Origin of the sequence: Roseibium litorale (genome assembly GCF_014842915.1) — a bacterium.
Taxonomy (GTDB): Bacteria; Pseudomonadota; Alphaproteobacteria; order Rhizobiales; family Stappiaceae; genus Roseibium; species Roseibium litorale.
Genome location: NZ_JACYXI010000017.1, coordinates 58,216 through 80,126, shown reverse-complemented (window position 1 = coordinate 80,126; position 21,911 = coordinate 58,216). Strand labels below are relative to the sequence as shown.

18 protein-coding genes are annotated in these 21,911 nt (G+C 58.4%); 16 read left to right on the top strand and 2 right to left on the bottom strand.

Annotated elements, in window-relative coordinates:
* Positions 1 to 262 precede the first annotated feature (262 nt).
* From IG616_RS20545 to IG616_RS20535, 3 genes are all read left to right on the top strand, one after another.
* Complete coding sequence (locus IG616_RS20545) at positions 263 to 733, top strand: secondary thiamine-phosphate synthase enzyme YjbQ (RefSeq protein ID WP_209007899.1); 471 nt, start codon at positions 263 to 265, stop codon at positions 731 to 733.
* 314 nt (positions 734 to 1,047) lie between these two features.
* Positions 1,048 to 1,701, top strand: a complete 654-nt coding sequence (locus tag IG616_RS20540) for a response regulator (protein ID WP_192150401.1) — start codon at positions 1,048 to 1,050, stop codon at positions 1,699 to 1,701.
* 154 nt (positions 1,702 to 1,855) lie between these two features.
* Positions 1,856 to 4,306, top strand: a complete 2,451-nt coding sequence (locus tag IG616_RS20535) for a putative bifunctional diguanylate cyclase/phosphodiesterase (RefSeq protein ID WP_192150399.1) — start codon at positions 1,856 to 1,858, stop codon at positions 4,304 to 4,306.
* Here IG616_RS20535 and IG616_RS20530 read toward each other — a convergent pair.
* Positions 4,278 to 7,841 (bottom strand): PAS domain-containing hybrid sensor histidine kinase/response regulator, encoded by a 3,564-nt coding sequence (locus tag IG616_RS20530; RefSeq protein ID WP_192150397.1) that lies wholly within the window; start codon positions 7,839 to 7,841, stop codon positions 4,278 to 4,280. The genes IG616_RS20535 and IG616_RS20530 overlap by 29 nt on opposite strands.
* A 215-nt stretch (positions 7,842 to 8,056) precedes the next feature.
* Here IG616_RS20530 and mscL point away from each other — a divergent pair, with 215 nt between their 5' ends.
* The 6 genes from mscL (at position 8,057) to IG616_RS20500 (ending at position 13,289) form a co-directional block, all read left to right on the top strand.
* Positions 8,057 to 8,482 (top strand): large conductance mechanosensitive channel protein MscL, encoded by a 426-nt coding sequence (gene mscL / locus IG616_RS20525; RefSeq protein ID WP_192150395.1) that lies wholly within the window; start codon positions 8,057 to 8,059, stop codon positions 8,480 to 8,482.
* Positions 8,483 to 8,637: 155 nt separating this feature from the next.
* The gene (locus IG616_RS20520) at positions 8,638 to 9,813 is read left to right on the top strand and encodes a pyridoxal phosphate-dependent aminotransferase (protein ID WP_192150392.1); all 1,176 of its coding nucleotides are present in this window, start codon (positions 8,638 to 8,640) and stop codon (positions 9,811 to 9,813) included.
* Positions 9,814 to 9,915: 102 nt separating this feature from the next.
* Positions 9,916 to 11,049, top strand: a complete 1,134-nt coding sequence (locus IG616_RS20515) for a two-component system sensor histidine kinase NtrB (protein ID WP_192150390.1) — start codon at positions 9,916 to 9,918, stop codon at positions 11,047 to 11,049.
* Between the two features lie 86 nt (positions 11,050 to 11,135).
* On the top strand, positions 11,136 to 11,735 hold the full coding sequence (locus tag IG616_RS20510) for a response regulator transcription factor (RefSeq protein ID WP_192150388.1): 600 nt from the start codon (positions 11,136 to 11,138) through the stop codon (positions 11,733 to 11,735).
* A 186-nt stretch (positions 11,736 to 11,921) separates the two neighbouring features.
* Complete coding sequence (locus IG616_RS20505; RefSeq protein ID WP_192150386.1) at positions 11,922 to 12,266, top strand: response regulator; 345 nt, start codon at positions 11,922 to 11,924, stop codon at positions 12,264 to 12,266.
* A 303-nt stretch (positions 12,267 to 12,569) separates the two neighbouring features.
* A complete protein-coding gene (locus IG616_RS20500) occupies positions 12,570 to 13,289 on the top strand; it encodes a Crp/Fnr family transcriptional regulator (RefSeq protein WP_192150384.1) in 720 nt (239 codons plus the stop codon).
* A gap of 222 nt (positions 13,290 to 13,511) precedes the next feature.
* On the opposite strand, the gene hemN is transcribed toward IG616_RS20500, so the two are convergent.
* A complete protein-coding gene (gene hemN / locus IG616_RS20495) occupies positions 13,512 to 14,870 on the bottom strand; it encodes an oxygen-independent coproporphyrinogen III oxidase (protein WP_192150382.1) in 1,359 nt (452 codons plus the stop codon).
* Positions 14,871 to 14,939: 69 nt separating this feature from the next.
* Here hemN and IG616_RS20490 point away from each other — a divergent pair, with 69 nt between their 5' ends.
* The 7 genes from IG616_RS20490 to IG616_RS20460 all read left to right on the top strand — a co-directional run bounded on the left by IG616_RS20490 (position 14,940) and on the right by IG616_RS20460 (position 21,911).
* Positions 14,940 to 15,974: an AbrB family transcriptional regulator gene (locus IG616_RS20490; protein ID WP_192150380.1), complete on the top strand. Its 1,035-nt coding sequence runs from the start codon at positions 14,940 to 14,942 to the stop codon at positions 15,972 to 15,974.
* A 342-nt stretch (positions 15,975 to 16,316) separates the two neighbouring features.
* Positions 16,317 to 17,972 carry a cytochrome-c oxidase, cbb3-type subunit I gene (gene ccoN, locus IG616_RS20485; protein WP_192150378.1) on the top strand — a complete coding sequence of 552 codons (1,656 nt, stop codon included), beginning with the start codon at positions 16,317 to 16,319 and terminating at the stop codon, positions 17,970 to 17,972.
* A gap of 15 nt (positions 17,973 to 17,987) precedes the next feature.
* Positions 17,988 to 18,722: a cytochrome-c oxidase, cbb3-type subunit II gene (gene ccoO, locus IG616_RS20480; protein WP_192150376.1), complete on the top strand. Its 735-nt coding sequence runs from the start codon at positions 17,988 to 17,990 to the stop codon at positions 18,720 to 18,722.
* A 4-nt stretch (positions 18,723 to 18,726) separates the two neighbouring features.
* On the top strand, positions 18,727 to 18,882 hold the full coding sequence (locus IG616_RS20475) for a cbb3-type cytochrome c oxidase subunit 3 (RefSeq protein ID WP_192150374.1): 156 nt from the start codon (positions 18,727 to 18,729) through the stop codon (positions 18,880 to 18,882).
* Between the two features lie 3 nt (positions 18,883 to 18,885).
* Complete coding sequence (gene ccoP / locus IG616_RS20470) at positions 18,886 to 19,764, top strand: cytochrome-c oxidase, cbb3-type subunit III (RefSeq protein ID WP_192150372.1); 879 nt, start codon at positions 18,886 to 18,888, stop codon at positions 19,762 to 19,764.
* A 158-nt stretch (positions 19,765 to 19,922) separates the two neighbouring features.
* The gene (gene ccoG, locus IG616_RS20465; RefSeq protein ID WP_209007876.1) at positions 19,923 to 21,377 is read left to right on the top strand and encodes a cytochrome c oxidase accessory protein CcoG; all 1,455 of its coding nucleotides are present in this window, start codon (positions 19,923 to 19,925) and stop codon (positions 21,375 to 21,377) included.
* A gap of 21 nt (positions 21,378 to 21,398) precedes the next feature.
* Positions 21,399 to 21,911 (top strand): FixH family protein, encoded by a 513-nt coding sequence (locus IG616_RS20460; RefSeq protein ID WP_209007873.1) that lies wholly within the window; start codon positions 21,399 to 21,401, stop codon positions 21,909 to 21,911.

Here is a 21,911-nt window from a genome sequence, read left to right as displayed (position 1 = left end):
TTGTCCCTTGGAGTTATGCTTTTATTCTTATTTTATCTATCTTGAGTAATCGTTTGATGACTGCTCAATGTCGATAAACCAGAGATTGTATTTAGCGGGAATTTTCTGTTTTTCTCTGACACATATGTTTCAAACCTGATAAGAACTGTGATCACTCAAATTGCGGTTCGTTTAAGCCGCTCAGGGCTGAGGCTTTGAACCAGTCCCGATGCGCTTGCAGCTGAGCCGCGGGTCTGTGAAAGACAGGGCAAAGAGGCTTGGCATGACATCCCATTCGTCTCTGGGGCTGTGGACGCTGGAGGACGCTGACGGCAGTCTGCGGCAATCCATGGCCCGTCTGGTGGTTCCGACAAAAGGGCAGCGCTTCCATCAGATTAGCCAGCCGGTGAATGGCTGGTTGAAGAGTTTTGGGGCTGGAGATGGCTTGATAACCCTCTTCCTGCGCCACACCTCGGCCTCCCTGACCATTCAGGAGAATACCGACCCGGATGTGCAGGCCGATATCATTGACGCTCTTGACCGGCTGGCTCCGGAGACCGTCGGCTACCGCCATCACATGGAGGGAGCCGACGACATGCCTGCTCATATCAAGACCCTCCTGACCGGCGTCAATCTCCAGATCCCGGTTATCGGCGGTGAAATGGACCTGGGCACATGGCAAGCCCTCTATCTGGTGGAACACCGGGACGGTCTTCATCAACGAACTGTCACACTGCATTATCTGGGAACCTGACGGGCGCTTCCACTTCACCGTTTCCACTTCAACCGGTTTGAGCGTGGTGAAAACGCGTGCGTGTCTCAAGACCTTCCCGCAGTGGGATTGACTCGCGGTTTATTTGCGCTGCAAACATAGTTTCAGAAATGGCGGATAAGTCCGCTGTTCAAAGGGGTAGGGCAGAACGCAGCGATCTTTACCAGCGGGCCGAGCTGCTGGCTGGCAGTCTGTGTGACGAAGTCGGGCTTCCTGGGAGGAGAGGCCTGACTGGACCATGCACAGGCTCGTTGCCGGGATGCGGCTTGACCCGGACAATATGGAGGAGACCCGGAGTGCCGGATACAGCGTTTCGATTCATCATTGCAGACGACCATCCGCTGTTTCGCGGGGCGTTGAAACAGACGCTTGAAACCCAGTATCCCAGTTCGCGCATCGATGAGGCCGGAACCCTTGAAGATGTGACAGCCCTTATGGGAGGGGATGGCGACGTCGATCTGGTTCTTCTGGATCTAACGATGCCAGGTATGCGCGGGTTTTCAGGACTGATGTATCTGCGGGCTCAGTTTGCCGGTGTGCCTGTCGTGATCGTCTCGGCCAATGAGGATCCGCAGGCCATCCGCAGCTGTATTAAGTTCGGCGCTTCCGGGTTCATTCCCAAGTCCCATGGCATCGAAGTGATCCGGGATGCGATCGCCTCGGTGATGGAAGGAAATGTCTGGACGCCGCCGGAAGTGGATCTGTCCGCGAACGATGGAACCACGGATCTGGTTCAGCGTCTGGCGACGCTGACGCCTCAGCAGGTGCGTGTTCTGATGATGCTCTCGGAAGGGCTGTTGAACAAGCAGATCGCCTATGAGCTTTCCGTCTCAGAAGCCACCGTCAAGGCGCATGTTTCCGCCATTCTCCAGAAGCTTGGGGTTGAGAGCCGGACACAGGCTGTGATCGCTGCTTCGAAGATCGAAGCCGGTCAATGGCAGATGGATTAGACGCCAGACTCTTGGCTGTCGTTGAAGATGTATGAAAGAGAAAGATCAACTTTTATATGTCCGGCTTACGGGAAGTTTCCTGCATTAGGGTACTAGTGGGTGCATCTGCGGAATCAGGCAATTGAGCCACGTGTAGGTCCTGTTGTGAGGGGCGATGTTCAGCTTCAGAAGCCTGCTTCGTCTGGTCGAAGCCCTTGATGGAAGTGTTCAAAATGCCGACAGGGCAAAAAGAAAGCCACCACATGAGCTTGAGGGTCTGTCAGGGCGTGGTGTTGCCACATCTGTTGCCTTCGGCAGGCAGGTCATAGACGAGGCGCTGGCGTCACGCATTCGTGCTGCCCAGATCCGGACGGTTATGAACCTCTTCCCCTTCACGCTGGTCGCCAACATCATCAATATTCTTGTTGTTGTCGGGGTGCTTCATGGACCGGTACCGGCCAGTGTGCTTGCCATATGGGTTTGCGGTCTTTCCATATGCCTGGGTTTTGGCATCAAGGCATGGTTAAAAAGCCGGGTGAAGCCAGTCAAGAAGGCCTCCGTGAGGGCAATGAGAGCTGCTGTACGCAGCGCAGCCATGCTCGCCTCGTTCTGGGCTGCCGTTCCCGTCGTCACCTTTGCCTATTTTGGCCCTGAGGCAAAACTGATCATTTCCTCTTTGACGACAGGAATGATTGGCGCAGGCGGTTTTGCGCTCGCCTCCGTGCCCGCTGCCGCAATGGCGTGGATCGGCATTCTTGTGATCGGGTCGGCGGCCGCACTCCTCATTGAAGGAACGGCGAACAGCGCCGTGTTTGCGGTTCTGCTTGGAAGCTACAGCTTCATTGTCTTTGGCTCAGTCATTCTCTCTTCCAGTCTTTTTGTTTCCCGCTATCTGGCGGAAGCGGAAGCCAAGAGAAAAGAGGAACTTATTGCCCTTCTTCTGAACGAGTTTGAGGAAACTGCCAGCGACTGGCTATGGGAAACGGATGCGGACGGCTGTCTGCAACGCGTGTCTGCGCGCTTCGCTGACGTGAGCGGCCGCAGCCTTGAACAATTGCAAGGCATGGACTTCGGTCATTTGTTGCGCCGCAGCGTGGTCGAGGAGCTGCCGTCAGAGGGGAAAGAGCTGTTAAAGGCCTTCATTTCCCGGCAGTCGATCCACAACATGGTCGTCCCGATACATGTTGGTCCGGAACTCCGCTGGTGGTCCCTCGCGGCCCGGCCTGCTTATGACGAGCGCGGTACATTCATCGGCTACAGGGGTGTTGGATCGGATGTAACGGAGGCCCGCCGCTCCAGCCAGATGCTGGAACACATGGCTTCTCACGATTCCCTGACCTCCATCGGAAACAGGAGCTGGTTCTTCCAGGTCGCGCAGTCCGCGCTGGACAAGGCTCATGACGAGGGTCGCAGCCAGACGATCTTCATGATTGATCTCGACAATTTCAAGTCGGTCAACGACATCTGCGGCCACCCGGTTGGCGACCGCCTCTTGAAACAGGTTGCCGAACGTTTGACCCGGGTCTGTGAGGGCAAGGTTCTTCTTGCCAGAATTGGTGGTGATGAGTTCGCTGCGATCGGGGGCTTTCCTGATCCTGAGGATGGACTGCATATCGCTCAGCGGATCATCGACGCTCTGAAGCAGCCCTTTCAAATCGGGGAACGTGCCCTGCAGGTTGGCGCGACGGTTGGCCTGGCGGTCAGCCCGGGGCATGGCCGTCTGCTGGATGAGCTGATGAGGCACGCTGATATGGCGCTCTATAAGGCTAAACATCTCGGCAGGGGACGGGCGCTCACATACTTCTCCAATATTGAAGAGGAGATCCGGAACCGGCGTCAGATCGAGGAAGAGCTGCGCTTTGCGATTGAACTTGGCCAGTTGGTTCTCGCTTATCAGCCAGTCGTCAGCAGCAAGGACGCAACGGTCCTGGGTTACGAGGCTCTGTTGCGCTGGGACCATCCGGGCCGGGGTTTGGTGTCTCCGGCTGAGTTCATTCCCATCGCCGAAGAAACTGGCCTGATCATTCCTATTGGAGAATGGGTGTTACGGAGGGCGTGCCTTCAGGCGGTGGATCTGCCGGGAGAGCCCGGCATTGGGGTCAATTTGTCTCCGGTACAGTTCATGGAGCCCGGCTTTGTCGAGACGGTGAAGGCCGTTCTCGCGGAAACAGGGCTGAAACCTGAGCGGCTTGTCCTGGAGATCACCGAATCTGTTCTTATTCAGGATTTCCGGCAGACCGGTGCCATTTTGAATGCCCTGTCGGATCTTGGCGTCAACATTGCGCTCGATGACTTCGGAACGGGATATTCCTCCTTGTCCTATCTGCGGCTCTATCCGTTTGACCGGATCAAGATCGACAAGTCATTCGTGGACGAGATGGCCGGGAGGCCGGACAGTCTTGCGATCATTTCCACAATCATCTCGCTGGCACAGACCCTTGGCATGACCGTAACAGCCGAGGGAGTGGAAACCGAAGCGCAGGCTGAACTGCTCCGCAAGATGGGATGCGATTCATTGCAGGGATATCACTTCGGCCGGCCGGTCCGTAGTGAAGAGCTGTTCCGCGTGCTTGAAGACGAAGAGACGCAGAAGAGGGTCACGCCTTATCTTGTCCACCACCAGTGACACCGGCAAGCTCACCTGCATCCCGCTCTGCTACACAGCGCGCTAGCTGCGCTCGAAGGGCCGCAGGCTTGAGCGGCTTGTTGAAGATCTCGATCGACTTGCCGGACGCTTCGCTGCGCACGCCTCTGCTTCTGTCGGCTGTGATAAGGAAGGCAGGAATTCTTGAGCCGAATTTCCAGCGCAACCGGACGATAGCCTCAATGCCGGTGCCGTCGTCAAGGTGATAATCGGCAAGAATGATGTCGGGTCTCTTCCCTGCCTCGTTCAGCAAATGGGCAGCCTCTACATCGTCCCGGGCCGTGATCACGTCACAGTGCCAGCTCTCCAGCAGATGACGCATGCCGTTGAGAATGTCGGGCTCATTGTCTATCGCAAGCACGCGGAGACCATTGAGCTGGCCGGGAATGCCTGGGAGGCTAGCAGGAGCAGCTTCCAGGGGAACCGCAGCTGCGACCGGCAGAGTGACCCGGAAACAGGATCCCCTGCCGGCCCTTGAGCTAAGCCCGACCGGATGATCCAGCACATTGGAGATCCGCTCAACGATGGAAAGGCCAAGGCCCAATCCTTTGGCAACGCGCATGCCGTCATCCAGCCTGTGAAACTCTTCGAAGATCACGGTTTGTTTGGCTGGAGGAATGCCCATTCCGGTGTCATGCACTTCGACGACGATCTTTCCGCCTCTGCGCCTGCAGCCAACAAGCACACTGCCGCTTGCGGTGTACTTCAGGGCATTGGAAACCAGGTTCTGCAGCAAGCGCCGCAAAAGCCGCCGGTCGGATCGGACAGAGAGGGATGTGGGAACAAAACGCAGCCGCAAGCCTTTTTCCTGCGCAACCGGTTCAAATTCCAGCTTAAGGGCGGTCAGGATCATGTCCAGTCTGAAGACCGACAGTTCCGGCTTCAGGGCGCCTGTGTCGAGGCGGGAAATGTCGAGTACTGCGCCGATAATATCCTCGACGGACTCGAGGGCAGCTTCCACATTTCGGACAAGGTCGCCCGCTTCTCCCTCCCGCAGCCTGTCGACAAGGACTGACGAATAGAGCCTGGCGGCGTTCAGCGGCTGCAGGATGTCGTGGCCCGCAGCCGCCAGAAAGCGGGTCTTGCCGATGTTGGCTTCTTCGGCGGCGTGGGTCGCATACACCAGCCGCTGATTCACGTAGGTCAGCTCCTCGGTGCGTTCGCGTACCCGCCGCTCCAGAGTTTCGTTGGCCCGGGCAAGGGCGTCTTCCGCCATCACACGTTCTGTAATGTCGGTATAAGTGGTGACGATGCCGCCATCGGGCATGGGGCTGATCCTGACCTCCAGAACCGCACCCGACGACGTCAGGCGCTCCTGAAAGGTATCCTGCACGACCACCAGACGTTCGAGCCGGTCGGAGACGATGGCCTCGATGGGCCCGTCGCCATGTTCACCGCGCTCTGCGTTGTAACGGATGATGGAGTCGAGTGTCGTGCCCACCTGGCCATATTCGGTCGGCAAGCCCAGAAGGTCGCGGAATTGCCGGTTCCAGCAAATCAGCCTCAGGTCCCGGTCGAACACCGCGATGCCCTGTCTCACCTGATCGAGCGCGGTCTGAAGCAGGTCGCGGTTGTACTGGATCGCGGCGGAGGCATCATCGAGCAGCTTCACCGCTCCCTTTGCTGACGGGTCGTGCCGTTTCAGCATAAGCGAGAGCACCAGACGCGACGAGGCCGCGCCGATGGCGCTTGCCAGGATCTGTTCGGAAAAACGCAGCAGGCTGGCATCCGCCGTTTCTGTGGGGTCGAGGGTCAGCCCGCGTTCACGCGCATAGCGGTTGAAGGACCGTTCGGTGCGCTCTTCTCCCAGATAGCGGGCGATGGTGGCCCGCAGGTCTCCCGCGGTTACTGTTGTCCGCCAGAGGCGCAGGCTTGGTGTCGGGGAGAGATCCGCGGGAACGAAGATATTGGCTTGCAGCTTTTCAGCCGGTTCCGGCTTGCGGGCCAGAGAGAACACAACGAAGAAGATCACGTTGCCGAGAAGACTCCAGAATGTTCCATGCACAAGCGGGGAAGCTTGCAAGCCGAACAAGGCTTGAGGCTTGAGAAACTCCAGGCCGAAGGGACCAGTGTTCAAAATTGTGCTGGGGATCAGATTGGAGACCGCGAAGGTTGGCATGAAAAGGGTATAGAGCCAGATCGCGAAACCGACGCTCATTCCGGCAATGGCACCGGGGGCCGTTGCCCTGCGCCAGAGCAGGCCGCCGATAAACGCCGGGGCGAACTGTGCGATGGCCGCAAAGGAGAGCAGGCCGATGGAGGCGAGTGCGGCGGTGTTCCCCGTTGCCCGGTAATAGGCATAGGCAAGAAGCAGGATCACCAGGATGGCCATGCGGCGGACGGTCAACAGCAGCTTGCTCATGTCCTTTCCGCCAGCCGCCACCAGGTCTTCCTCGCTGCGCCGTCTCAGGATCAGCGGCACGGCGATGTCGTTCGAGATCATGATCGCAAGGGCAACTGTCGCGACGATGACCATTGCTGTTGCGGCTGACAGCCCGCCGATGAAGGCGAAGAGGGCGAGCCAGCCCTGGCCGGCGTCTATCGGCAAGGCAAGAACGTAGGTGTCGGAATTGATGTCCTGCCCGAAGCGCAAGAGGCCGGCCGCGGCGATGGGAACCACAAACAGGTTGATCAGGACCAGATAGAGCGGGAACAGCCAGGTCGCGCGACGGACTTCCTCCTCCGAGTTGTTTTCGGTCACGGTCACATGGAATTGCCGGGGGAGGGCAATCACCGCAAAGGCGGAAAGAAGTGTCATCACCAGCCAGTTGTCCCGGTTGAGGGACTGGGTGAAAACTCCTGCGACTTCCGGCGCTTCGGAAATTGCCCGGATGAGATCCATCGGTCCTTCATAAAGGGAATAGGTCACCCAGATGCCGACAGCGAGGAAGGCCACCAGCTTGACCACGGCCTCGGCTGCGATTGCGAGCATCAGGCCCGCCTGGTGTTCCGTTGCATCGATATGCCGCGTGCCGAAGAGCCAGGTGAAAATGGCCATGCAGATGGCGATCAGCAGCGTCGTGTCATTGAAAACCGGCATCCACAGAACGGCTTCAGGGGCGTGCAATGGGCCAATCATGGTGGTGATCGACTGGGAGACGGCTTTCAGCTGAAGGGCAATATAGGGGATGATGCCGATGACGGCGATCAGGGTGGCGACAGCAGAGACAGGCTGGCTCTTGCCATACCGGGCGCCGATAAAATCGGCGATGGATGTAATGCGCTCGGATTTGGAGATGCTTACAATCCGCCGGAGAACCGGATAGCCCAGGACGAAGACCAGAACCGGTCCGACGTAGATGGTCAGGAACTCGAAGCCATTGTGGCTTGCGCCGCCGACCGAGCCATAGAACGTCCAGGACGTGCAATAGACGGAAAGGGAGAGGGCATAGATCAGGGGCCTTCCGCGCCGTCCGGGGATGAAGCGTTTTGGCATGCGGTCGCCGTAGCTGGCAATGGCGAACAGCAGCAGGATATAGCCCAGAGCAGCCAGTATCACGAATGTGCCGTGCATCATGCCAGTGCGGTTCCTCCGGGGGGTGTTCCGGCTGTCACAACGCCTTGTCTTTCACTGCCCCTTTGTAAATCGGAGCATATGTCGCCGGTCCTGTCTATTGGTCTTGCGGTGAAGCGAAGTGTGATATGGACGAACACCGGGAAACATTTTAAGGATTTGGTAATGATTGAAAGTGTTCGTGCATCCGCCTCGAACACGAGCAGGCAGGAGGGCGCATGCTTAAGGAATTCAAGGAATTTGCCATCAAGGGCAATATGCTCGACATGGCTGTCGGTATCGTAATCGGCGCCGCATTCAGTGCGATTGTGTCGTCCATGGTCGATGACATCATAATGCCGCCTATCGGCCTTCTGCTCGGTAACGTTGATTTTTCCGAGCTTTTTGTCACGCTGAAGCAGGGCATGCCGGAAGGGCCCTACGCCACCGTTGCTCTGGCGAAGGAGGCTGGCGCTGTAACGTGGAACCTCGGCCTGTTCGTCAACGCCGTGATCAAGTTCCTGATTGTCGCCTTTGCCCTGTTCATGGTGGTCAAGGGCGTGAACCGTCTGCGCCGCGAAAAGGAAGAAGCGCCGAAGGCGCCAGCCGCGCCGCCGCAGGACATTGTGCTTCTGACCGAAATCCGTGATCTTTTGAAGAAATAAGGCGGTCCCGTCCGGGATGCCATTCGAAAACCGTCCTGATTTTCAGGGCGGTTTTTTATCAACATCTGTGAAGCATTGCTCACACAGATGAATGGGACCGCCGCCGCCCGGTCGTTTATGAGTGCCTATCCATCCTTTTCAGGGAATCCAGGCAAATGCCGTCAAGTCTCATTGCATCCTTGCGTCCGGAAGCACAGAACGCACCTGAAAGCGGTATTGTCGAGGTGGTCAATGCAGCGCGTGAGCAAAGCAATCTGATCCCTCTCTGGATTGGTGAGGGGGATCTTCCGACGCCTCCCTTCATCCGGGATGCGGCAAAGACCTCGCTGGACAATGGCGAAACCTTCTACACCTATCAGCGCGGCATTCCGGAGCTGCGGCAGGCGCTCGCCGGATATCACTCCGGGGTCTATGGCCGTCCATTCTCGCCTGAACGGTTCTTCGTAACCGGATCGGGAATGCATGCGATCGAACTGGCGGTTCAATGCGTGGCAGGTGCGGGGGATGAGGTGATTTATCCTTCCCCCGCCTGGCCCAACCTGGCCGCGGCTGTTGAAGTCATGGGCGCAAAAAGTGTTCCGGTTGCCATGGATTTCTCACCGGAGGGCTGGTCTCTGGATGTCGAGCGGCTTTTCGCGCAGGTGACGAGCCGCACCAAGGCGATCTTCCTGAACTCTCCCTCCAACCCGACAGGCTGGGTGGCCAGCCATGAGGTGCTGTCCGCCATTTTGGAGAGAGCCCGTGCGCTGGGGCTCTGGATCATTGCGGATGAGGTCTATGGCCGCTTCTTCTACGGCGCAGGAGCTCGCGCTCCGTCATTCTATGACATTGCGGAAGAGAACGACCGTATTCTCTACGTGAACACCTTCTCGAAGAACTGGGCGATGACTGGCTGGCGTATCGGCTGGCTATCAGCGCCACCGGAACTTGGGCAGGTCATCGAAAACCTGGTTCAGTACACCACTTCAGGCGTTGCCGTTTTCAGTCAGCGAGGCGCCTTGACCGGCCTGACCGAAGGCAGTGACTTCCTCAATGAGCAGATTGCCAGGGCAAGGGAAGGGCGGCGAATCACGGTTGAGGGGCTTTCGGCTCATCAGCGGATCCGGTTTGCCGCGCCGGATGGCGCTTTCTACTTCTTTTTCGGGGTAGACGGCATTTCGGATACGCGCCGGCTGGCTCTGGATCTCGTGCGTGAAACCGGCGTTGGCCTTGCTCCCGGCAGTGCCTTTGGTGCAGCAGGGGAAGGATTTCTGCGGCTTTGCTTCGCCCGCAGGCAGGATCATCTGGCTGAAGCGGTGCAGCGCATCGTGCAATGGGTCTCGAAGGCCTGAAAACCAGCTGCTTGCCGTTTATTGCTGAACCCCTTAAACCTGAACGGGTAAGTACTAACCTGTACGATGGTTATGGGTTACGTTACCCGTTCGCGAGGGGCTATGGATAACGCAAGTCATGGAGCTGAGGTGCCGGGTTGGACGGTTTCGGAAGCACGCCTTGCGAGCGTTTTCGACACAGCCGTGGACGGTATCGTGGTTATCAATGAGCGGTTCCAGGTCCTTGCCTTCAACAAGGCATGCGAAGGCATCTTTGGGTACACAGCGTCAGAGCTTCTGGGCAAAAATGTCAGCGCTATCATGCCCGATGACTACGCGCGTGCGCATGATGCATATGTGCAGCGGTATCTGGATACAGGCGAGAAGCGCATCATAGGCATCGGCCGTGAGGTGCGCGGACGTCACAAGGATGGGACCGAGTTTCCGGTTGAGCTCTCTGTCGGCGATGCTTCGACCCCTGCCGGACGTCAGTTCATCGGTATTTTGCGGGACCTGCGGCCGCGCCGCTCGGTTGAGGAGCGGCTGGCTCAAGCCCAGGCTCAGCTGGTTCACATGACCCGCATCAGCGCGATGGATGAAATGGGTGCCGCCATTGCTCATGAATTGAACCAGCCACTGACGGCAATCCTGCTGTATCTGCAATCCGTGTCCCGGAAAGCGCAGGGCAATGACAGTATCGATCCAATCATCCTGTCGATTATCGGCAAGGCTGTGAAGGAGGCCGAAAGGGCAGGGGAGATCATCCAGCGGATGCGTCAGCTGGTTGAGAAAAAGGAGCCGGAGCGCGAGCAGATCGATGTCGCCGAGTTTCTGGAGGGCTGCATCAATCTGGTGGCCCTTGGAACGAATGAGCGCCGTGATTTCTTTGTCTGCCAAACCGAGCCCTCACTGCCGCCGCTATCGGCCGACCCGGTGCAGATCCGCCAGATTATGATCAACCTTCTGCGCAATGCGAGGGAAGCTGCAGCGAACAGCGAGGTCAAACAGGTTGCTGTCTCCGCCTCCAGTGATGGCGGGTTCATCGAGATCAGGGTGTCCGACTCAGGGCCTGGTGTGCCGGAGGAAGTTGCCGGTGATCTGTTCAAGGCTTTCTCTGGACAAAAGCGCAAGGGCCTCGGTCTTGGGCTGGCGATTTCCCGTTCCATCGCGCAAAACCACGGTGGCGATCTGATGCTTGGTGCTCCTGAAGAGGGCAAGGGTGCGACGTTTGTGCTGCGGTTACCTGCGACTGCATGACTGTCGCAAGTGTTTGAAATGAAATAGATTGGAGATCTGCGGACGCGGAATTCCGGCTGGGCCAGTTTGAAAGGGAAAGAGGGCATATGACGAACGAACCGAAAGCCATCTATATCGTAGATGACGATCCTGCTGTCCGGGACGCGCTATCGGTGGTCTTCAGTCTGGAAGGCTTTGTTGTTGAGACCTTTTCCGACGGCGACACATTTATCGATTCTGCCAGCAAGACGCATCCGGCTTGTGTGATGCTTGACGTTCACATGCCGGGCCGCTCGGGGATCGAAATTCTCAAGGCCTTGAACGCGGATAACTATCCTGCTCCGATCTTCATCATCTCTGGTCAGGGCGATATCCCGATGGCTGTGGAAGCGATCCGGAACGGCGCGTTCGATTTTATCGAAAAGCCCTTTACTGCGGAAACCGTTGTCGAGCGCGTGAATGAAGGCATCACCGCTATGGCAAAGCGCACAACCGATCAGCCCGGAGCTTATGAAGGTGCCGACCTTTTGACCCGCCGTGAGCGGGAAGTTCTGGATGCAATCACGGGAGGGGCCTCCAACAAGGAAGCCGGACGGCAGCTTGGCATCAGTCCGCGCACCGTAGAAGTCCATCGTGCCCGGATCATGGAAAAGCTTGGCGCGCGGAACGCAGCCGATCTGGTTCGCATCGTTCTCGGTCACGCGTGAGTTTGGGAACCGGAAATCGAAATTTCTGGTAAAAACAGATTTAATAGGAATATGAATAGGTTGGAGTCGGAGCCCCTTGAAATAGAGGGGTTTTGGGCACTCTGACAGTGTTATTGCGTACAGAATAGCAACCTGCGAAGAGCTATTTTCTGATCACCGCAATTTGGGCGGGTCAGGATAACACAAGTGTTAGTGTATATTATTGAGGATGATACAGCCGTTTCTGATGCGCTTTCGGTCTTGCTGGAAGAGCTCGGGCATCAGACTGTCTGCTTTGACTCTGGTGAAGCCTTTCTGGCTGCTGCCCGCCCCAAAGACGGAGACATGGTTCTCATCGACCTTGGCCTGCCCGGTATCGGTGGAGAAGAGGTGGTGAGCCAGCTGGAGACGGAAGGCTGTCCAGCACGCATAATCGTTATCTCCGGCCGTTCCCGAACCATGATTGAGCGCTCGCTGCCCAGCGGCCGGCAAGGCGTGGTTATTCTGCGCAAGCCGCTTTTCCTCCCAGCTCTCGCAGCTTATCTGAACTGAACCGGTCTGATTTGATCGGGAGTTGGCTTTAGAGCTTCCCGGCAGTTTTCCCCTCGAAGAACTCGCGGATTGTCAAAACTATGTAGTTGGCCTTACGCAATCGACCGAATTTCGCAGGCGCGAACTTCGATCTAGGGTTCCCGCAACAACCAACGCTGGTATGCCGGACGGGGCGGATCAGCGAGGCAAGCCTCCTCAGCCAAAACTTGTCTGATCGCAAAAGCTGCGGCCGGGTCAAGGAGATGGAAGAGGTCCACGAGTAAGCGCCACTTGCCGCGCCGGTTGCAAAATTGGAGGGGAATTATGTCTTACCTCGATCAGACAGCCGTAGCTGCAAACGATATGCAGCGGAGAAATGCTGCCAGTGCGAAGCATCTGGCTGCGATCGCAAGCTTTGCCGAGTTTGGCGCAAAGAGCCTCAAGTTCTCTCCGCATGATGTGGTCTATTATGAAGGGGATGAAGCCCGGCGGCTCTATCATCTTGAGCGCGGCACAATCATGCTGTTCAAGCTGCTTCCCGATGGCCGCCGCCAGGTGGTTGAGGTCTTGCGCCCTGGCGATATCTTCGGTCTTGCATCCTCTTCGGAGCATGATTGCACTGCGGAAACCCTGACCGATGCGCAGGTTCAGGAAATCGATCTGCGTCAGGTTGAGACCTCTCCTGAATTCCAGCGCCGTCTAACGCGCTGCCTGACCTCCCAGATGAATGCTCTGCATGATCATGCTGTGCTGCTTGGCCGCAAGTCCGCGCATGAGCGGGTCGCAAGCTTTCTGATGTATCTTGTTCCAAACCGGGGCGGCGTTGGCTGTGTCGGACCTGACCCGGAGCGGGTGGACGACAGCTCTGATATCAAGCTTCACATGACCCGTCAGGAAATCGCCGATTATCTCGGCCTGACCATCGAAACGGTGAGCCGCGTGGTCTCGGATCTCAAGCGCAAGGGCGTTATCCGGGCGGACAAATCGGATCAGATCCATCTGCACAAGGTCTGCAGCCTCTGCCAGATGACCGGCTTCCATTGATTTGACATCCCCCAATCGGGTCAAATCCAAATAAGGCACAAGCTCCCATTGGACCGGTTTCGGGAAGGCTGGCTCCGTTCAGGTGCCAGCCTTTTCCGCGTTCGCTTCGCCTGGATGAGGCAATCGCCAACGCGGAATTGAGGAACGCCGACAGGTGAGGCACTGTCCTTCCTTGTTTGATCGAGTGTGAAATTTCCCGGCTGGAGAGAGGGCGATAGCGGGTCAAACCGCCATCGAGTGCCGCTTCTCCTCAGCATGGGCCGGTGCCAGATAGGCGTCAAAGGCCGCTGCTGCCAGCCGGACAAAGGGGCGGCCTTTGTCCGGGATTCGGACAGTCCAGCCATCCAGTTCTGCCATGCCCTCGCTGATCAGCTCGGACAGGGTCAGGACAGAGTCCGCAAGGCGTTCCACTGGCTGGCCAAAGCGCTGGCAGGTTGCCTTGAGGTCGCAGACATAGCTCGTCATCAGGTCCTCGATGACTTTGCCGCGCATGAGGTCGTCGGTGCTCAGAGCCATGCCCCGGGCAACGGGAAGCTGGCCCTCTTCAACCGCACGCCGCCATGCGCCGGTATCGCTGATGTTCTGCACATAGCCTTGGTTCAGCTTGCCGATTGAGGAGACTCCAAACCCGAGCAGCTGGTCGCCCTGATCCGTCGTGTAGCCTTGGAAGTTCCGCCGCAAGGTGCCGTTTTTCAAGGCGATGGCCATGCTGTCTGCCGGCAGAGCAAAGTGGTCCAGTCCGATCGGCTCATAGCCTGCCGCCAGAAGGTCTGTCCTTGCAATATCGGCGAGACGGATCCTTTCGGCAGGGCCCGGCAGGGCGGCTTCATCAATCAGGCGCTGATGTTTGCGCATCCAGGGCACGTGGGCATAGCCGAAAAGGGCGACTCGGCCCGGCTTGAAGGCTATGGTCTTGGCGACCGTATCCTGGATGGAATCTCTGCTCTGGCCTGGCAACCCGTACATCAGGTCGAAATTGAGCGCTGTGATTCCGGCTTCCCGCAAGGCTTCTGTGGCAGCCGCAACCACGGAATGCGGCTGAACGCGGCCAATGGCCTTCTGCACCTCCGGGTCGAAGTCCTGAACGCCAAGGCTTGCGCGTGTCACGCCGCATTCAGCCAGCGTTGCCGCAAGGGCTGGGGTGACATTGCGCGGGTCGAGCTCGATGGCGTGCTCTGCGTCCGGAGCAACATCAAACAGGACTCGGATGAGGCCCGTCAGCTCCAGCAAGCTTTCACGTGGAAGAAGCCCCGGCGTGCCGCCGCCCCAGTGGATATGCCGCACCGGGCCCTGTCCGCGCATCTTCCCGGCGGTCAGAATCAGCTCTTGGGCTAGTGTTTTGGCGTAGGAAACCAGAGGCGCATCCTGCCGGGTCGCCTTGGTTAGGCAGCCGCAGTAATGGCAGATTTCCCTGCAGAACGGGACGTGGAGATAAAGAGACAAGCTATCCGAGGACGACAAGCCGCCCAGCCAGCCTTCATAGGCCTCTGCTGTCACCGACGGGCTGAAATGCGGCGCCGTTGGATAACTGGTGTAGCGCGGGACATTGCGCATTGCATAGGATAGAGATGTGTCTGTCATGATGGCACTCTGCATTTCCAGCCCTCCGCCGTCCTTGATCTTTCTCAACTCCCTTAGAAGGGTTCCTGCGTGTTTCATCTGCGCCCGGCTGCCTCTCTTCTCCTGACACTCACCTTTGGCGCTGCCGGTGGAACCCTCTTCGATCTGATCGGGCTTCCGGCTGGCTGGCTGTCCGGCGCGATGATTGTTGTGGCGCTCGCCGCCCTGTCGCGGCTGCCTGTCGAGCTTCCGGGTGTGATGCGCAACGGGTTGTTTGTTGTGCTGGGGCTGTCCATGGGAGCCGGTGTCAGTCCGGAAGTGATGTCGCGGATCAGCCAGTGGCCTGTGTCCATGGCCATTCTGTTTCTCGTGGTAATCCTGGTGACACTGGCGACCTACGCCTTCCTGCGTCTGTCGGCGGGCTGGGACAAGACATCGGCTTATTTCGGCGCGTTGCCGGGTGCGCTGTCCTTCGTCATGGCTCTTGCGGCTGAGACCCGTTCGGATCTGGCGCGGATCGCCGCCTCCCAGTCGATCCGGTTGCTGATTCTCGTTGTCGTTCTGCCTTACGGTGTGACCGGCAGCACGGATCACGTCATGCATGGCATGGAGCGTCCGGTTGTCCCCGGAGCGGGGCAGCTCGCGCTGCTGGCCAGCCTCTGTCTTGCCGCCAGTCTGATTGCGGTCCGGCTCAGATTTCCGGGAGGATGGCTGACAGGGGCTTTTTTCATGAGCTCGGCACTCAATGCGTCTGGAACGATTCCCGTTGCTCTGCCGGAGTGGGTTCTGGTCCCCTGTTACATCGGTCTGGGGTGTTTTATCGGCTGCCGGTTCTCCCAGACCACCTGGCGGTCCTTCCTGTCCATGATCGGCGTTGGCCTTGGTGCGGTTGCCGTTGGGCTGACCGTTTCAGCCGGGGCTGCTTGGGGCGTGGCCCATTTCCTGGGCCTGCCCTTTGGCCAGCTCTTGCTGGCCTATGCCCCCGGCGGCCTGGAGGTCATGACCTTGCTGGCCTTCATGCTGGATTTGGACCCGGCCTTTGTGGCCGCCCACCAGCTGGCCCGCTATATCGGCATGGTCCTGCTTCTTCCACTGGTGACTGCGCTGGTGCTGCGGGAAAAATAAGTGACCGGAATAACTGAGGTATTTTGCCTCAACTACACGCTTCCAGTGTATTCACTCTTCTCACTCCGTTCTAATTGAGACAAACTGCCCCCCGGGAGAGGCGAATGGAAGCCGTCCCCTTCACGAGGATAGGGACGGGTCCATTGCTCTCCCGGGTTGTGTTCGGAGGGCTGCGGCGTCTGGCATTGTGCGCCATTTGCCGCACTTGAGGGATAAGCTGGCGGTTTTCATGAGGGGCTTGGAGGCATGTTGATTTGAATCAACGTGTCCTGACGCGCAACGTGCGCATGGTCCATCTAATCGTTGGCACAGTGTAACGATTGAGAAGACTGGGGCGCGAAAATGGCACAGACAAAGGCCAGACTCATCACGCTCGAGGAAGGACTTTTCGCAGCTTTCCTTGTGGTGTTGGCATTCGCCTGCCTAATCGTAGCAGGCAAAACATACGACCAAGTGATGGCGTTTCACGCAACGATCGGAGCCCTTGTGGCTGCCGGCGGCGTATTCGCCATCTTCAAAACTTACTTTGACAGCAACGGCGAGCTGGCTCCTCAGGAGATCAACGGCAAGCCGAACTACAACATGGGGCCGGTCAAATTCGGCACCGTTGCAGCCATGTTCTGGGGTATTGCAGGCTTCACCGTGGGTCTGATTATTGCGTCCCAGCTGGCTTGGCCCGCTTTGAACTTCGACCTTCCCTGGACGAATTTCGGCCGCCTGCGTCCGCTGCATACCTCCGCAGTGATCTTCGCCTTTGGCGGCAACGTGCTTCTGGCAACCTCCATGTATGTGGTCCAGCGCACCTCCCGCGCCCGCATGCCGGGCCGCGTTCTGCCGTGGTTTGTGATCATCGGCTATAATGCTTTCATCGTGATCGCCGGTACGGGCTACCTGCTGGGCGTGACGGAAGGCAAGGAATACGCCGAGCCGGAATGGTACGCCGATTTGTGGCTGACCATTGTCTGGGTGGCATATCTGATGCTGTTCCTGGGAACCTTGTGGAAGCGCAAGGAGCCGCACATCTATGTGGCCAACTGGTTCTACCTGGCCTTCATCGTCACCATTGCGATGCTGCACCTGGTCAACAACGCCACCATTCCGGTGTCGGTGTTCGGGACCAAGTCCTACATCGTCTGGTCCGGTGTGCAGGACGCCATGGTTCAGTGGTGGTACGGCCACAACGCGGTGGGCTTCTTCCTGACCGCCGGCTTCCTGGCCATCATGTACTACTTTGTTCCGAAGCGTGCTGGCCGGCCAGTATACTCCTACCGCCTGTCCATCGTTCACTTCTGGGCTCTGATCTTCATCTATATCTGGGCTGGTCCTCACCACCTGCACTACACGGCTCTGCCGCAGTGGGCGTCGACCCTTGGTGCGACCTTCTCGGTCATCCTATGGATGCCGTCCTGGGGTGGCATGATCAACGGTCTGATGACCCTGTCCGGTGCCTGGGACAAGCTGAGAACCGATCCGGTTCTGCGTATGCTCGTCGTGTCGGTCGCCTTCTACGGCATGTCGACCTTCGAAGGTCCGCTGATGTCCATCCGTGCGGTCAACTCACTGTCGCACTACACAGACTGGACCATTGGCCATGTGCATTCCGGTGCTCTGGGCTGGGTGGGCTACATTTCCTTCGGTGCGCTCTACTGCCTGGTTCCCTGGCTGTGGAACAAGAAGAGCCTCTACTCGCTCAAGCTGGTCAACTGGCACTTCTGGCTGTCGACCCTCGGCATCGTTCTCTACATCACCGCGATGTGGGTCTCGGGCATCATGCAGGGTCTGATGTGGCGCGCATACGACAAGCTCGGCTTCCTTGAATACTCGTTCATCGAAACCGTTGAAGCAATGTTCCCCTTCTATGTGATCCGTGCTGCTGGTGGCGCTCTGTTCGTCCTCGGCTCCCTGATCATGGCCTACAATCTCTGGATGACCGTCCGTTACGGCGAGGCTGCTGAAGCCGAAGCCAACCCGAGCGGCGCCCTGGCTGCAGCCGAATAAGGGGGAGGAGACAAAATGTCTGTTTGGGCAAAACACCAAATCTTCGAAAAGAACTCGATCGTTCTCCTCGTCGGTATTCTGATCATGGTCGCCATCGGCGGCCTGGTCGAGATCGCGCCGCTCTTCTATCTGAAGAGCACCATTGAGAAGACCGAGGGCGTTCGTCCCTATACGCCGCTGGAACTGGCGGGCCGCAACATCTACATCCGTGAAGGCTGCTATCTCTGCCACTCGCAGATGATCCGTCCGATGCGCGATGAAATGGAGCGGTACGGCCACTTCTCCCTGGCTGCGGAGTCCATGTATGATCATCCGTTCCAGTGGGGTTCCAAGCGGACCGGTCCGGACCTTGCCCGCGTTGGCGGCAAGTATTCCGACGACTGGCACGTCGCTCACCTGATGGACCCGCGGTCTGTTGTTCCGGCGTCGATCATGCCCGGCTATCCTTTCCTGAAGGAAACCCGGCTGAACACCCGGGACATCGAGAGCCACCTGACGGTCAACGAAGTGATCGGCGTGCCTTACACCGCCGATCAGGTCGAGGCAGCATCCAAGGACATCCTGGCCCAGGCTCAACCTGATACGGAAGCCGCGGATGCCTTCCTTGAGCGGTATCCGGCCGCAGTCGTCCGCGACTACGACGGCAACCCGAAGGAAGTGACGGAAATGGACGCACTCGTCGCCTATCTCCAGATGCTCGGCACCACCGTCGACTTCTCGATCTACGACGACAAGGCAAACCTGAGGTGATGCGATGAATGAGACCTACACTGCCTTTGCAGGTTTCGCGCAAACCTGGGGGCTCCTCTACTTCATGATCATGTTTGGCGCTGTCCTGGCCTACGCATTGTGGCCGAAGAACCGCAAGGGGTTCGAAGACGCCGCTCAGATCCCGTTCCGGGAGGATTGATCCATGTCGGAAACACACAAGACAGAAATCGACAAGATTACGGGCGTCGAGACCACCGGTCACGAGTGGGACGGCCTGAAGGAACTGAACAACCCGCTGCCCCGCTGGTGGCTGTACACCTTCTATGTGTGTATCGTCTGGGCGATCGGTTACTGGGTGATCTATCCTTCCTGGCCGTTGATCTCGGGCTACACCGCCGGGGTCATGGGTTACAGCCAGCGCGCAGATGCGCTGGCGGACTATGAAGCCGGTATGACCGAACGCGCCGCAATCGGCTCCAAGCTTGTGGATGCCTCCTTCGAGGACATCCGCACGACTCCGGAACTTCTGGAGTTCGCCAATGCCAACGGGGCAGCCGCTTTCGGCGACAACTGCGCACCGTGCCATGGATCCGGCGCGACCGGCTCCAAGGGCTATCCGAACCTGCAGGATGACAACTGGCTGTGGGGCGGCACGATGGAGGACATCCAGCAGACTCTGCTTTATGGCATCCGGTCCGGCCATGACGAAGCCCGTATCGGCGACATGCCGGCCTTTGGCCGCGATGAGCTGCTGTCTAAGGAGCAGATCGACCAGGTGGCCAACTTCGTGGCCTCCAAGACCGGTCTCGAAACCGAGCCGGGCGTTGATCTGGCAGCCGGTGCCACGGTCTATGCCGACAATTGCGCGGCTTGCCATGGCGACGATCTGAAGGGCTCCCAGGAGATGGGCGCACCGAACCTGACCGCGGCGACTTACCTCTATGGAAAGTCCCTGGCAGCGATCAAGGCCCAGGTTACCAACCCGCATAACGGCGTCATGCCGGCATGGGAAGGCCGTCTGGACCCTGCGACCATCAAGTCGCTCGCCGTCTACGTCCACTCCTTCGGTGGTGGCCAGTAAGGCAGAAAATCCGACCGGAAACTGACCGGTTTTGATCCGGCGCAAGGCAGCAGTGCTTTGCGCCGGATATTTAGGAAACAGCACGGGCGGCAAGCTTGCTCGTGCCGGTACCCATAGGATCCTTTTGGGGCAGGATCCGGAACAGAAGGACGGACGGCATGAGCGCCGACACCGAACACGGGCACGGTGGCGAACCTGAGGAATGGTTCGCGTCTGCCAAGAAGATCTATCCGATGGCAGTCCATGGACTCTTCCGGAAGATCAAGTGGGCCCTGCTCTTTATCACTCTCGGAATCTACTATTTCCTGCCCTTCATCCGCTATGACCGCGGACCGAATGCCCCCGATCAGGCCGTTCTGGTCGATATGACCGGACGCCGCGCTTACTTCTTCTTCATCGAGATCTGGCCCCAGGAGGTCTATTACCTCACGGGTCTGCTGATCCTGGCAGCAGTCACCTTGTTCCTGATGAACGCGGTGGCTGGACGTATCTGGTGCGGCTATCTGTGCCCTCAGACCGTATGGACCGATCTTTTCCTGTTCATCGAACGCAAGGTTGAAGGCGACCGCCGTGAGCGTATGGCGCTCGACAGGGATCCCTGGACGTTCGGCAAAATCGGCAAGCGGGCTACGAAGCACTTCCTCTGGCTGATGGTCGCCTGGTGGACCGGCGGGGCCTGGGTGCTCTATTTCGCTGACGCTCCGACCCTGGTTTATGAACTCGCGACGTTCCAGGCACCCTGGAGTGCCTATCTCTGGATTGGCATCCTTACCACCACGACCTACCTGCTTGCCGGGTTCATGCGCGAACAGGTGTGCATCTATATGTGCCCCTGGCCCCGCATCCAGGCAGCCTTGACCGACGAAAAGGCGCTGAACGTCACATACCGCTGGGACCGCGGCGAACCGCGCGGATCGCTCAAGCACAACAAGCAGCTTGCAGCTGCGGGACTTCCGGCGGGCGACTGCGTGGACTGCGCCCAGTGTTTCCATGCCTGCCCGACGGGGGTTGATATCCGCAATGGCTTGCAGCTTGACTGCATTCAGTGCGGCCTTTGCATCGATGCCTGCGACGCCGTGATGGTCAAGGTCGGAAAGCCAACCGGCTTGATCGGGTATGACACCGACGAGAATATCCAGCGCCGTGTTGAGGGCAAGGACCCTGTCTACAGCATCGTGCGCCCGCGCACGATCATCTATGCGGCTGTGATTGCCGCTGTCGGACTGATCATGCTCGCAGCGCTGCTGACCCGCGACTTTGCCGGGATCAACGTGCTGCATGACCGCAATCCGATCTATGTGGTGCAGACAGATGGTTCCATCCGGAACGGGTATTCTGTCCGTCTGCTCAACAAACGGACCCATACAAGGCACTTCATGCTCCATGTGGAAGGCATGCCGCAGGGCACTAAGGTTGAGGCTGTCGGGGTGGATACTACCTTTGCAGACCGGCCGATCATTGAAATCGGTCCGGATCAGACTCGCGAATTGCGCGTGCTGGTCACCTCTCCCGCAGGTACGAAGATGCCGGAAAGCACGCCGATTGTCTTCCGTCTGACCGAATCCGTGATGGGCGAGGTCGTGACGGCAAAAGACTTCTTCAAGGCGCCGTGAGGCAGACGCAGGATGGAAACGATGACACACACTGTATCTGGCGTGAAGCCAGCGCGTGAACTGACCGGGCGCGGTGTCCTGATGTGGCTGATCTGCTTTTTCGGGCTGGTCTTTCTCGTCAATGGGATCTTCATCTGGGTCGCCCTGGGGACATTCCCCGGGGTGGTCGTGGAAAGTTCCTACAAGGCCGGTCAGGAGTACAATCAGACGATTGCGGCGGCTGAAGCTCAGCGCGAGCGTGGCTGGAAGGTCGGCGTCGATCTGATCCGTGGCCTGTCCGGATCGGGTGAAGTCCGCGTGGAAGCCCGCGACAAGACCGGAGCACCGCTGACGGGTCTGGCCTTTACCGCCAGACTGAAGCATCCTGTCTATGAGGGGCAGGATGTCGTCGTGGCACTGAGCGAGACTGAAAGCGGTGTCTACAAGGCGCAGGCTGACGCTCTTCCGGCGGGAAACTGGCAGCTGGAAGTGGAGGCCACCCAGAATGGTGAGCGGCTCTTCCTGTCTGAAAACCGCGTGTTCCTGAAAGAGTAG

Coding starts and splice junctions, on each gene's coding strand:
- IG616_RS20535 (WP_192150399.1), top strand. CDS start 1,856: ATGTTCAGCTTCAGAAGCCTGCTTCGTCTGGTCGAAGCCCTTGATGGA.
- ccoP (WP_192150372.1), top strand. CDS start 18,886: ATGTCGGAAACACACAAGACAGAAATCGACAAGATTACGGGCGTCGAG.
- IG616_RS20520 (WP_192150392.1), top strand. CDS start 8,638: ATGCCGTCAAGTCTCATTGCATCCTTGCGTCCGGAAGCACAGAACGCA.
- hemN (WP_192150382.1), bottom strand. CDS start 14,870: ATGACAGACACATCTCTATCCTATGCAATGCGCAATGTCCCGCGCTAC.
- IG616_RS20510 (WP_192150388.1), top strand. CDS start 11,136: ATGACGAACGAACCGAAAGCCATCTATATCGTAGATGACGATCCTGCT.
- IG616_RS20475 (WP_192150374.1), top strand. CDS start 18,727: ATGAATGAGACCTACACTGCCTTTGCAGGTTTCGCGCAAACCTGGGGG.
- IG616_RS20530 (WP_192150397.1), bottom strand. CDS start 7,841: ATGATGCACGGCACATTCGTGATACTGGCTGCTCTGGGCTATATCCTG.
- ccoO (WP_192150376.1), top strand. CDS start 17,988: ATGTCTGTTTGGGCAAAACACCAAATCTTCGAAAAGAACTCGATCGTT.
- IG616_RS20460 (WP_209007873.1), top strand. CDS start 21,399: ATGACACACACTGTATCTGGCGTGAAGCCAGCGCGTGAACTGACCGGG.
- IG616_RS20500 (WP_192150384.1), top strand. CDS start 12,570: ATGTCTTACCTCGATCAGACAGCCGTAGCTGCAAACGATATGCAGCGG.
- IG616_RS20515 (WP_192150390.1), top strand. CDS start 9,916: ATGGATAACGCAAGTCATGGAGCTGAGGTGCCGGGTTGGACGGTTTCG.
- mscL (WP_192150395.1), top strand. CDS start 8,057: ATGCTTAAGGAATTCAAGGAATTTGCCATCAAGGGCAATATGCTCGAC.
- ccoG (WP_209007876.1), top strand. CDS start 19,923: ATGAGCGCCGACACCGAACACGGGCACGGTGGCGAACCTGAGGAATGG.
- IG616_RS20545 (WP_209007899.1), top strand. CDS start 263: ATGACATCCCATTCGTCTCTGGGGCTGTGGACGCTGGAGGACGCTGAC.
- ccoN (WP_192150378.1), top strand. CDS start 16,317: ATGGCACAGACAAAGGCCAGACTCATCACGCTCGAGGAAGGACTTTTC.